The organism is Cutibacterium nasicola (genome assembly GCF_052654715.2).
Genome location: NZ_CP199745.2, coordinates 723,977 through 736,044, shown reverse-complemented (window position 1 = coordinate 736,044; position 12,068 = coordinate 723,977). Strand labels below are relative to the sequence as shown.

The window sequence follows — 12,068 nt, the reverse complement described above, 5'->3', positions numbered from 1 at the left end:
GGCAACGTTCGCGCGTCACCTTGCCACGGTAGATACGACGACAGAAACGGTTGTCACCGACAATTCACCGAGCTTTTTCCATCATTGCGTAACAACACGACGTCTCACGGCTGATTCACAGGAGTGCCAGGGAGCTCAGAAGATCTTGACTGGGGAGACGACGTCAGCGACGACGAGGATCAGCCCCATGACAAGCATGAGGACGCCGATGACCCACGCCACCGGCAGCATCATCGCGGTGTCGGCCGAGCCCGGATCAGGCTTGCCCAGCACCCGGAAAATCCCCCTCTTGCACGCCTCGTAGACTGCTCCGGCGATGTGCCCGCCATCCATGGGTGGCAGGGGCACCACGTTGAACCAGAAGAGGAAGAGGTTGAGTCCGCCGAGCAGACTTGCACCGGTGGCGACCTTGTCCCCGAAAGTCAGTTGGCTGTTGCCCGCGACGTCGCCGGCAATTCGGGATGCCCCCACAACACTCATCGGACTGTTGACGTCCCTGGTCCTCCCGGTGATCATGTCGGAGGCGACACTCCAGGTCAGTTGTGGGAGTCTGGCCAATGCGCTCAGTGACTGCTTTGACATCGTCCACATCTGAGACATGGTGTCGCCCGGCCCCGAGTGAACGACGACCATCGTCGGGCTGACGCCCAGATACCCTGCTTCGATGGTGCGACCTGGATTGTTGAGGTCTGGGACCTGAGTGACGAGAGTGTGCGTTGGCGAAAGATTCACGGAGTCGCCATCGCGCTCCACGACAAGGCGAACCTCCCCATCACCGTTGGCACGGATGAACTCCTGCAATTGCGACCAGGATCCCACCCGTCGACCGTTGAAAGAGACGATGCGATCCCCCGCATGCAAGCCGGCCCCAGCAGCCGGTGCTGGACGGTCTCCCTTGGGGCACGGACCAGTGGTCTGGGTGGATTGGACGCACGGAGTGACCGCGGCCACCGTCGTCGTCTCGGCGGGGCGCCCATGAATGCCGAATACTGCCCAAAACAGCAGGAAAGCCAATACCAGGTTGGTAAGGATCCCGCCGCTCATGATGATGAGCCGCTGCCACACCGGTTTGTCGCTGAAGAGACGTCCGCGGTCCGCATCGGTGATCTCCTCCGCCTCGGCCGCCCTCGCCTGGTCGGCCAGCTTCGTCAGCTTGTTGGCATGACGGTGATGCACCTCGGTGGGATACATGCCGACCAGGCGCACGTATCCGCCCAGTGGGAGCCACTTGAACCCGTACTCGGTCTCACCACGGGTGAAGGACCAGATCTTGGGCCCGAATCCGGCGAAGAACTCGGTGACCTTGACCCCAAAAATCTTGGCCGGGATGAAGTGACCGCACTCGTGGAGCAGCACCGAAAGGATGATGAGGCCGAAGAAGACGATCCCGGCCAGCACCTCGATGACGGTTGTCACCGGCGAATCCCCTGGGCACACATCTCTGCAGCGCGTCGACGGCCCCAGGCGTCGGCGGCCAACACGGCGTCAAGGGTGAGAGCGTCGTCACCAACATGTCGAGAGCCGGGGTCATCGTTGGCATCATCAGACAAGTGTTCGTCAAGGACCGCGGCAATGGTTTCAGTTATCTCGAGGAAACCAATACGTCCATCACAAAAGGCGTCGACACAGGACTCGTTGGCGGCATTGAATATGGCTGGTGCAGTACCTGCGGCGAGTCCAGCTCGTCGTGCCAGTTCGACCGCACCAAAGGTCTCGTTGTCCAGAGGTTCGAAGGTCCACTGGGTGGCCGTCGACCAGTCGCAACCAGCAGCCGCATCAGGGATGCGGTCGGGCCAGGACAATCCCAGGGCGATCGGCAATTTCATGTCAGGAGGCGACGCCTGCGCAATCGTGGCACCATCCCAGAACTCCACCATCGAGTGCACGACAGATTGCGGATGCACGACAACGGTGATGTCGTTGAGGTCAACGTCATAGAGCAGGGCTGCCTCGAGTAATTCCAGTCCCTTGTTGACCATCGTTGACGAATTGATGGTAATGACCCGACCCATGTCCCACGTGGGATGCTTCATGGCGTCGGCAGCACTGACGTCCACCAGTGAGGCGCGGTCGCGGCCACGGAACGGCCCCCCAGATGCCGTCAGGACGAGGCGTCGCACCTCATGACGCCCGCCTCCTCGCAGACACTGGGCGAAGGCGGAATGCTCAGAATCCACAGCAACGATCTGTCCGGGGGCAGCCGCCTGGGTGACGAGCCTGCCCCCGATGACCAGGGATTCCTTGTTGGCCAGGGCCAGTGTCGTCCCGGCGGCAAGGGTTGCCAAGGTCGGACGCAGACCGGCAGCTCCGGTAATGGCATTGCACACGACGTCAGCGGGCATCCCGGCCAGTTGGGTCGAGGCCTCCGGCCCGGCCAAGATCTGAGGACTGGGCACCGGAACATCGCGGGACCCTGCCTGGGCAGCGAGTGCCCTCATGAGTTCCTCTGCAGCGTTCTCCCGTGCGATCGCAACGACGGGGACGGAGAAGTCGAGCACCTGCTGGGCCAGCAGGCCAACATCTGAGCCACCTGCCGATATGCCGGCGACCTCAAATTGGTCACGGCGCGACGCGATGACCTCCAAGGTCTGTGTTCCGATCGATCCAGTGGAGCCGAGAATGATGACCTTCTTCACCCTGCCAGTGTGTCACGACCGTTTCAGGGGACCGATTCGAGGGACAACCCGTTCATTCATCTCCCCGAGGTCCTGGCCAGCGGCCCTACAGTGGATTCATGACCGACAGTGTCCTCGACATCACCGCCGATGCCCTCGAAGAGGCCGGAGTCCACCCGCATCGACTCATCGTCCGTCAGCACGGACAGGTCGTCGGGCGACGCCGCTGGGCACCCTGGAGCCCCGACGTTCCCAGCCTCGTCTATTCCTGCTCGAAGACCTTCACCTCTGCTGCGGTCGGCATTGCGGTGGACCGTGGCGCTTTCGGGTACGACGACACCCTGGCAGACCTGTTGCCCGCTTTCTGCACCGATGAGACCGGACCGGTGGCCAGATCCATCAGGGTCCGTGACGTGCTGGCGATGGCGAGTGGTCATTACCCCGAACAACTCATCGAGCCTGCCTTAGGCGTGCCGCAAATTCCCAGCGTCGAGACCGCCAAGGCGTGGTTGGCGACCGAACCAGCCGGACGTCCCGGGATCGACTTCGCCTACAACAACCTTGGCACCTGGATGCTCTCTCGAATCGTGCGTCGACATACCGGGGTGGACGTCGACGCCATCATCACCCGAGAGGTCCTGGAACCGCTGGGATGCGGGCCGCACAGCTGGGCCGTCGACATGGACGGCATCCCGTTGGGGTTCAGTGGCCTGCACATCGACGCCGAGGACATGGGTCGGTTCGCCCAGCTCCTCCTCGACGACGGCATCCATGACGGCACACGTCTACTCCCCCAGGAATGGATCGAGCAGCACCGCGTCAAACATGTCGAGTCCGATGGCCTCACCGGCCCTGAGTGGGGGCTGGGTTACGGCTGGCAGACCTGGATCTCCAGCCATGGTTACCGTCTCGACGGTGCCTTCGGCCAGTTCGCACTCGTCCTCCCCGAGGTCGACGCCGTCATCGTCATGACCAATGAGGCAGGCGAGGGCCCCGGAAACACGCAGGCGATTCTGCAGATCGTCTGGGACCACCTCCTACCCGCACTGAGGAAGGGCATGGATCCCGAACCCGACGAGGGCGTGCGCAGCCAGCCGACGGCCCTCGGCGAGTTCGACCCGACGCGATCGGTGCAGGGCGTCGTCGATGGTTCTCACATCGTCGTCTCCCCTCGCGGTGACGGAGACAGCTGGGCGATGTCCTGGCACTGCACCCGACCCCAGGTCGGCATCGTCAACGCAGCCCTTGACGTCACCGTCGGTCATGACGAATGGCTGATCTCTCACTGCTGTGTCGGCGAGGGCACCATCGACATCGCGGCGAGCGGTGGCTGGCAGGCAGAGGATTTCGTCGCGAAACTTGACGTCATTTCCAGCCCCCACGGCCTCACCGTGCGGATGTCCCCGGGCTCCACGACAATCCAGTGGGATTGTGATCCCCTCGATCCCCGGGGTCTGTTCGGCCTGGCCCACCCGGAGTCGCATCGATGAGTCCTTCCCCCATCGAGATCGAGACGGTCGAGCAGCTGGCGGAAGCGGCACCGGATCTGTCCGGACGCGTGGTGCAAGGGGTCAATCTGGCCGACTGCGCCACTGTGCTGCGCACCTGCGATGTCTCCACGACCATCTTCCTGGGATGCACCGGCCCCGTCCTTGTGACGGAGTGGCTGAGGGCCCGGGGTGCCCTCATCTTCCCGAGCATCCCGGGAGTTCCGTTCGACCCCTATCACCCGGGGGCCTACACCGCCCAGGAGTTGTACGACGACATCGACCAAGGATACCCCGCCACCCTTGACGCGGCGGTGGATCGCTGGCGTCGCGGGCTGTCCACACCTCCGGGATTGCACGACACCCTCGCCACCGCCCTCCATGACGACTCCATGACGGACGCCATGGATGATCTGCTCACTGGCACCGATCCGACCATGACGGTCGGCGTCATGGGTGGCCACACCGTCACCAGGGATTCTGATGGGTACCGCATGGCAGCCGACCTGGGAGCCACCCTTGCTGATGCCGGCCACCTCGTCGTCACCGGTGGCGGACCGGGCGCGATGGAGGCCACCAACCTGGGAGCAGCCTGCCCACCCGATCTGCTTGACCACTCAATCGACCGGCTGCGCGAGATCGTCGGGACCGCCGACGTCACCGCCTGGGTGCAGGCGGGTCTGGACGTCGTCGCCTCATGGCCCGATGGTCCGGCTCACCGCACCATCGGCATCCCGACCTGGTTCTACGGACACGAACCGCCAAACGTCTTTGCCACCAGCATCATCAAATACTTCTCGAACGCGCTGCGCGAGGACATCCTGCTCAATCGATGTCGTGGCGGGATCATCTACCTACCCGGTCAGGCGGGAACCGTCCAGGAACTCTTCCAGGCGATGACGGGCAACTACTACGCCACCAATGAGAACGAGGTGACCCCGCTCATCATGCTCGGCAGCCATTACTGGAGCCAGACCTTGCCAGCCTGGCCGCTGCTCCACACGATGTCGCGGGATCACCTCGTCGCTGGTCACATTCGCCTCGTCGACACCATCGAGGAGGCGGTGGAAGCGCTCAGACGACACCCATCGCGATGACGGCGTCGGCCACCTTGGTGAAGCCGGCGATGTTGGCGCCCATGACGTAGTCGCCTGGGTGACCGTAGGCGTCAGCAGTCTCGATGCAGCGGTCGTGGATGTCGGCCATGATCTGCTGCAGTCGGGCCTCGGTGGCGTCGAAGTCCCAGGAGTCGCGGGCGGCGTTCTGCTGCATCTCCAGGGCCGAGGTCGCCACGCCGCCGGCGTTGGAGGCCTTGCCGGGAGCGAAGAGAACACCAGCGTCGTGGAAGGAGTGCACAGCCTCGGGGGTACACGGCATGTTGGCACCTTCGGCCACTGCGACGACACCATTGCGGATGAGGGTCTTCGCCTCGTCACCGTTGAGCTCGTTCTGGGTCGCGCAGGGCAGGGCAACGTCAACCGGAGTGTCCCAGATGGACTCGTCGGTGTGGAAGGTGGCCGAGTCGCGGCGGGCGGCGTACTCGCTGATGCGGGCTCGCTCGACCTCCTTGACCTGCTTGAGCAGGGCGACGTCGATCCCCTTCTCGTCCACGACGTATCCGCTGGAGTCCGAGCACGCGACAACGGTCGCACCGAGGTCCTGGGCCTTCTCGATGGCGTAAACGGCGACATTGCCCGACCCGGAGACGGTGACTCGCAGGCCGTCCAGCGACTTTCCGTTGGTCGCCAACATGCGCTGGACGAAGAAGACCGTACCGTAACCGGTGGCCTCGGTGCGCACCAGGGAACCACCCCAGGTGAGCCCCTTCCCGGTGAGGACCCCGGACTCGTGACGGTTGGTGATCCGCTTGTACTGGCCGAAGAGGAATCCGATCTCACGTCCGCCGACGCCGATGTCACCGGCGGGGACGTCGGTGTGCTCACCGAGATGACGGTAGAGCTCGGTCATGAACGACTGACAGAACCTCATGACCTCGCCTTCGGAGGCCTCGTGCGGGTCGAAGTCCGAGCCGCCCTTGGCGCCGCCGATCGGCATACCGGTCAACGCATTCTTGAAGATCTGCTCGAAACCGAGGAACTTGATGGTTCCGAGGTACACCGAGGGGTGGAATCGCAGTCCGCCCTTGTACGGCCCAAGTACCGACGAGTACTCGACACGGAAGCCACGGTTGATGCGCACCTTGCCCTTGTCGTCGATCCACGGGACTCGGAAGATGATCTGACGCTCCGGTTCGCAGATACGCGACAGAACTGCTGCCTCAACGTACTGCGGATTCTTCTCGAGCACCGGGCCGAGGGACTCAAAGATCTCCCGCACGGCCTGATGAAACTCGGCCTCCCCCGCATTGCGCTTCAGCACCGCCTCGTAGGCGTCCTCGAGCTGACTGTCCATCAGGCGACCTCCTTCATGTGTTGGCGTTACTCGGATGATTTTTGCACCACATCAGCCCAACTCACCCCACTGGGTCGCCCTGTGGACTCAGTTGCCCAATCCCTCCGAGCGTCCCGCGGCAGCCAACTGACCACATGCGCCATCAATCTCAGAGCCTCTGGTCTCGCGCACCGTGACCGGGATCTTCCAGCGCTCCAGGGTCTCGACGAAGGCGTCCTGATCCTCCCGACGAGACGCTGTCCAGCGCGAACCTGGCGTCGGGTTGAGAGGAATGAGGTTGACGTGGGCCCAGGTCCAGTCTCCCCGACGACGAATCTGGCGAGCCAGCATGGCGGCGCGGTCGGCCTGGTCGTTGATGTCCTTCATGAGGGCGTACTCGATCGAGACCCGACGCTTGGTCCTCTCGGCGTACTGCCAGGCGGCGTCAAGGAGTTCGTCGACCTTCCACCGCCGGTTGACCGGGATGAGCTCGTCACGCAGCTCGTCGTCGGGGGCGTGCAGGGAGATGGCCAGGGTGACGGGGATCCCCTCCTCGGTCAGCGCCTTGACACGCGGGACGAGACCAACGGTGGAAACCGTCAGGGCACGGGCACTCATGCCCACTCCGTCGGGGCCTTCAGCGGTCAGAGTGCGCATGGCGGTGAGCACCGAGCGGTAATTGGCCATCGGCTCACCCATTCCCATGAAGACGATGTTGTGAACACGGCCGTTGGCTCCGGGAACCTCATCAGCCTCGATGAGGCGGTTGGCCGCCAACACCTGGCTGACGATCTCAGCGGTGGACATGTTGCGCTGGATACCGCCCTGACCAGTCGCACAGAACGGACACGCCATGCCACAGCCGGCCTGGGAGGAGATGCACAAGGTGGTGCGAGCCGCGGAATGACGGGTGGCCGGGTAGTGCATGAGAACCGACTCCACCAGTGCCCCGCCGTGCAGCCGCCACAAGGTCTTCACGGTCATGCCATGGTCGCAGGACTGCCGGGAAACCTCTGTCAACAGTGTCGGGAACCAGGCATCGGCGATCTCTTGACGAGCTGACTTGGGTAGGTCGGTCCACCCCATGGGGTCAACCTCCCAGCGGTCGAAGACGTGGGCGGAGATCTGACGAGCGCGGAAGGCCGGCAGGCTGAGGTCCTTGACGGCCTGTACTCTCTCCTCAACGCTCAGGTCAATCCAGTGCCGAGGAGGCTTGGTGCGCCTCGGGGTGCGCACCACAACCGGGATCTCCTTGTCGGTCAGCGGTGTGATGGGCAGTACGAGTCCCGACGGCGACAGGCTCGGGCGGTCGGATTCAGTATCGGTCACGAGACTCCTCTCAACTTGAGGTCAGCCACCATGGATCCGTCGACGGTGGCTGCACGGTTCTCAGGTGCGATGGATGACGGGCACGAGCTCGGTCACAGCACCAGGGACATGACGAGCCAGGCGAAGGGTGCCGAGAACAGCACCGAGTCCAGCCGATCCATCACTCCGCCGTGGCCGGGCAGGAAGTTCGACATGTCCTTGATGCCGGCATCGCGTTTGATCATTGACTCGACGAGATCTCCCGCAGTTCCCGTGAACGCGAGAATCACGCCCAGGAGCAAACCGGCCCACACCGGGGCATCGAGCAGTCCGCTCAGGCAGGCCCATCCGACGAGGGCCGCCATGCTGACGGATCCGGCGAAACCCTCCCAGCTCTTCCTGGGGCTGATCCTCGGGGCCATCTTGTGCTTGCCGAAAAGCACACCGACGGCATACCCGCCGGTGTCGGAGGCGACGACGCTGAGAATCCAGGTGGCGATGCGCCGACTGCCGCCGTCGTCTCCCATCATGAGTGGGACGAAGCAGCCCAGCAACGGCAGGTAGGCGATGGTCAACAGGCTTGCCGCGACGTCCTTGACGAATCCGTCAGAACCACGCGGCAGGCGCCACGCCATCGCCGCGACCGTCGTCGCGCCGAGAGCGGCAACGAGGAACGTGTTCGGCAGGATGCGGAGGTCCATCGTCGAGGCCGCGTATGCCCCGATGACCATCACGACGGTACCGACGCAGATCGGCACGATCGCAGAGTCCATGCCCAGTCGAACCATCGCTCGATGGAGTTCGATGGCTCCAGCCACCAGGGCCAGGGCCATCAGCAGGACGAACCCCCAGTGCCACCACCCGACGGTGCCGATGACGGCCCCGCACAACACCACACCTGTGGTGATGGCAGCAGGAAGGTCACGGCCAGCACGTGAGGTACGTGTGACTGTGGCCTTCTGCTGAGAGTTGTCCATCCCGATTCCGATCAGATCTCGAGGAGCTCGCTCTCCTTGGACTTCAGGAGCTCGTCGATCTGCTCGACGTACGTGCGGGTGACCTGGTCGAGTTCCTTCTCCAGGCGAGTCAGCTCGTCCTCGGAGATCTCCTTGTCCTTCTCCTGCTTCTTGATCATGTCGTTGCTGGCACGACGGACGTTGCGCACGGCGATGCGACCTTCCTCCGCCTTGGCCTTGGCCATCTTGATGTACTCCTTACGGCGCTCCTCGGTGAGGGCCGGCAGGACGCAGCGCACGACGTTGCCGTCGTTGGAGGGGTTGACGCCCAGATCGGAGTCACGGACAGCCTTCTCGACCTCGTTGACACAGCTCTTGTCGAACGGGGCGATGAGGACGGTGCGAGCCTCCGGAACCTGGAAGCTGGCGAGCTGCTGCAGCGGGGTGGGGGTGCCGTAGTACTCGACCATGATCTTGTTGAACATGGCGGGGTTGGCGCGCCCGGTACGAATGGCCGCGAACTCCTCGCGGGCATGGTCGACCGCTGACCCCATCTTCTTCCCGGCGTCTTTGATGATGTCGCTCACTGTGTTGTCCTTCCTTGGTGTGTCTTCGATGGTTCAGCGATGGACGGTGGTGCCGATGCCCTCACCATTGATGACGCGAGCGATGTTGCCAGGGGTCTCAAGGTTGAAGAAGATCATCGTCAGGGCGTTGTCCCTGGCCATGGCGACGGCAGTGGCGTCAGCGACCTTGAGGTCACGTGACAGGAACTCATCGTAGGTCAGTTCGTCGAACTTGTGGGCGTTCGGGTTGGTCTTGGGGTCGCTGTCATAGACGCCGTCCACCCCCTGCTTACCCATGAGCAGGGCATCCGCGCCGATCTCGAGGGCACGCTGCGCGGCGACGGTGTCGGTGGAGAAGTACGGCATGCCGGACCCAGCGCCGAAGATGACGACTCGTCCCTTCTCCATGTGACGCTCGGCCTTGCGGGGAATGTACGGCTCGGCAACCTGGCCCATGGTGATGGCGGTCTGGACGCGGGTGTCGACTCCGGCCTTCTCGCAGAAGTCCTGCAGGGCGAGGCAGTTCATGACGGTTCCGAGCATGCCCATGTAATCAGCGCGATCACGCTGCATGCCGCGTTGCTGAAGCTCAGCCCCACGGAAGAAGTTCCCTCCACCGACGACGACGGCCACCTGAACACCGGTGTTGGCGATATCAGCGATCTCGCGGGCTTTGGCGGCAACGACATCGGCGTCAACACCGATCCCTCCCCCTCCGAAAACCTCTCCGGACAACTTGAGAAGAACTCGGTTGTAGCGCTCTGGCATCATCTCTCCTGGTCGGCGAACATTGACGCGGGATGCGTCACCCCAGCTTAGCCCGAGGACGGCCACCACCGCAGTTCACCGTCGTCTCGACCAGCATTCACCACCAGGAACTCCCGCCACGAGTTGGCCCGGGAGTTCTGGCTTCCAGCGAACATCCGTATCCGAGAACGACGAACGGCCCCACCAAGCGGTGGGGCCGTTCGTGGTCAGTCATCCCCCCGGTTCGCACCGGGAAGGAGTCACTCTCCAGCGGAGAAACGCACGAAGCGCTTGATGGTGACGCCAGCGGCCTCAAGGGTCTGGGCGACGGACTTCTTGTCGTCGGAGATGGCAGGCTGGTCGAGCAGACAGCTCTCCTTGTAGAAGCCGTTGAGGCGACCCTCGACGATGCGGTCGATGATCTTCTCGGGCTTGCCCTCCTCGCGAGCGATGTCAGCGGCGACGCCGCGCTCGTGCTCGACGACGTCAGCGGGAACCTCGTCGCGGGACAGCCAGCGCGGGCTCATGGCGGCGATCTGCAAGCAAGCCCCGTGCACGGCCTCCTTGTCATCACCCTCGTACTCAACCATCACGCCGACCTGCGGGGGCAGGTCCTGGGAACGACGGTGCAGGTAAACATGGGCGTTGCCGTCGAAGTGGGCGACGCTGGCGAGCTCGATCTTCTCGCCGATCTTGGCGGCAAGCTCGCCGAGCTTGCCTCCAACGGTGGTGCCGTCGGCCAGGGCGGCGGCGTTGGCGGCATCCTTGGAGTCGGCCCCGGCCTTCTCGACGGCCTTGGCGATTTCCTCGGCAGCGGCGATGAACTCCTCATTCTTGGCGACGAAGTCGGTCTCGGAGCCGATGTGTACCAGGGAGGTGCCAGCAGCGGCGACCAGGCCGTTGCTGGCCTCACGGTCGGAACGCGTGGCGGCCTTGGCAGCGCCGGAGACGCGCAGGATGTCAACGGCTTTGTCGAAGTCGCCGTCGGCCTCGGTGAGGGCCTTCTTGGCGTCCATCATGCCGGCGCCGGTGGCGTCGCGCAGCTTCTTGACCTCAGCAGCAGTGATAGCCATGGATAATCTCAGTCCTGTCTATACGTGGGCGAACTTCAGTTGGACTTCTCAGCCTTGGCGGCCTCGGGGGCGTCGGCCTTGGGCTCCTCAGCCTTGTTCTCAGCCTTGGCGTCGCCCCCCTGGAGGAGCTCGCGCTCCCAGTCAGGCATGGGCTCAGCCTCAGCAGCCTGATCACCGGACTTACCAGCGGAGCGAGCCATGAGGCCCTCGGCGACGGCGTCGGCGATGATACGGGTCAGCAGGGACACCGAACGGATGGCGTCGTCATTGCCCGGGATCGGGTAGTCGACCTCGTCGGGGTCACAGTTGGTGTCGAGGATGGCGACAACCGGAATCTTGAGCTTGCGAGCCTCGTCGATGGCGAGGTGCTCCTTCTTGGTGTCGACAACCCAGACGGCCTGGGGAACCTTCGGCATGTCGCGGATACCGCCGAGGTCCTTGGCCAGCTTGTCCTTCTCACGGGAGAGCATGAGCAGCTCCTTCTTCGTGAGACCGGAGCCGGAGGCCTTGTCGAAGTCCATGGCCTCGAGCTCCTTGAGTCGGGCGATGCGCTTCGAGATGGTCTGGAAGTTGGTGAGCATTCCGCCGAGCCAACGCTGGTTGACGTAGGGCATGCCAACACGGCTCGCCTGCTCGGCGATGGACTCCTGAGCCTGCTTCTTGGTACCGACGAAGAGAACCTGGCCCCCCTTGGCCACGGTCTCCTTGACGAAGGCGTAAGCCTTGTCGATGTAGGTCAGCGACTGGTGCAGGTCGATGATGTAGATACCGTTGCGCTCGGTGAAGATGAAACGCTTCATCTTCGGGTTCCAGCGACGGGTCTGGTGTCCGAAGTGGACGCCGCTCTCGAGGAGCTGGCGAGTGGTGACGACGGCCATGACCGTGTCCTTCCTCATCAGGGCACACCACGGGTGTGCCAAACGGT

The 12,068-nt window shown here is 63.7% G+C and carries 11 protein-coding genes; 2 read left to right on the top strand and 9 right to left on the bottom strand.

The features are described 5' to 3' along the window. Positions 1 to 135 precede the first annotated feature (135 nt). Positions 136 to 1,416 (bottom strand): M50 family metallopeptidase, encoded by a 1,281-nt coding sequence (locus ACUCCZ_RS03380; RefSeq protein ID WP_435918085.1) that lies wholly within the window; start codon positions 1,414 to 1,416, stop codon positions 136 to 138. Then, positions 1,413 to 2,636, bottom strand: a complete 1,224-nt coding sequence (gene dxr / locus ACUCCZ_RS03375; protein WP_435918086.1) for a 1-deoxy-D-xylulose-5-phosphate reductoisomerase — start codon at positions 2,634 to 2,636, stop codon at positions 1,413 to 1,415. The genes ACUCCZ_RS03380 and dxr overlap by 4 nt, the downstream gene beginning before the upstream one ends. A 98-nt stretch (positions 2,637 to 2,734) precedes the next feature. Here dxr and ACUCCZ_RS03370 point away from each other — a divergent pair, with 98 nt between their 5' ends. Further along, the gene (locus tag ACUCCZ_RS03370; RefSeq protein WP_435918087.1) at positions 2,735 to 4,105 is read left to right on the top strand and encodes a serine hydrolase domain-containing protein; all 1,371 of its coding nucleotides are present in this window, start codon (positions 2,735 to 2,737) and stop codon (positions 4,103 to 4,105) included. Continuing rightward, a complete protein-coding gene (locus ACUCCZ_RS03365) occupies positions 4,102 to 5,199 on the top strand; it encodes an LOG family protein (protein WP_435918088.1) in 1,098 nt (365 codons plus the stop codon). The genes ACUCCZ_RS03370 and ACUCCZ_RS03365 overlap by 4 nt, the downstream gene beginning before the upstream one ends. Here the strand turns inward: ACUCCZ_RS03365 and gdhA are convergent. The 7 genes from gdhA to rpsB all read right to left on the bottom strand — a co-directional run bounded on the left by gdhA (position 5,177) and on the right by rpsB (position 12,021). Then, the gene (gene gdhA, locus ACUCCZ_RS03360) at positions 5,177 to 6,514 is read right to left on the bottom strand and encodes an NADP-specific glutamate dehydrogenase (protein WP_435918089.1); all 1,338 of its coding nucleotides are present in this window, start codon (positions 6,512 to 6,514) and stop codon (positions 5,177 to 5,179) included. The genes ACUCCZ_RS03365 and gdhA overlap by 23 nt on opposite strands. A gap of 87 nt (positions 6,515 to 6,601) precedes the next feature. Beyond that, the gene (rlmN, locus tag ACUCCZ_RS03355; protein WP_435918090.1) at positions 6,602 to 7,822 is read right to left on the bottom strand and encodes a dual-specificity RNA methyltransferase RlmN; all 1,221 of its coding nucleotides are present in this window, start codon (positions 7,820 to 7,822) and stop codon (positions 6,602 to 6,604) included. A 92-nt stretch (positions 7,823 to 7,914) separates the two neighbouring features. Further along, entirely contained in the window at positions 7,915 to 8,778 is an 864-nt protein-coding gene (locus ACUCCZ_RS03350; RefSeq protein WP_435918091.1) for a phosphatidate cytidylyltransferase, read from the bottom strand. Between the two features lie 11 nt (positions 8,779 to 8,789). Next, positions 8,790 to 9,344: a ribosome recycling factor gene (gene frr, locus ACUCCZ_RS03345; RefSeq protein WP_435918092.1), complete on the bottom strand. Its 555-nt coding sequence runs from the start codon at positions 9,342 to 9,344 to the stop codon at positions 8,790 to 8,792. Positions 9,345 to 9,377: 33 nt separating this feature from the next. Next, positions 9,378 to 10,094 carry a UMP kinase gene (gene pyrH / locus ACUCCZ_RS03340; RefSeq protein WP_435918093.1) on the bottom strand — a complete coding sequence of 239 codons (717 nt, stop codon included), beginning with the start codon at positions 10,092 to 10,094 and terminating at the stop codon, positions 9,378 to 9,380. A 236-nt stretch (positions 10,095 to 10,330) separates the two neighbouring features. Beyond that, entirely contained in the window at positions 10,331 to 11,143 is an 813-nt protein-coding gene (tsf, locus tag ACUCCZ_RS03335) for a translation elongation factor Ts (RefSeq protein WP_435918094.1), read from the bottom strand. A 35-nt stretch (positions 11,144 to 11,178) separates the two neighbouring features. Continuing rightward, the gene (gene rpsB / locus ACUCCZ_RS03330) at positions 11,179 to 12,021 is read right to left on the bottom strand and encodes a 30S ribosomal protein S2 (RefSeq protein WP_435918162.1); all 843 of its coding nucleotides are present in this window, start codon (positions 12,019 to 12,021) and stop codon (positions 11,179 to 11,181) included. Between the last annotated feature and the right edge of the window lie 47 nt (positions 12,022 to 12,068).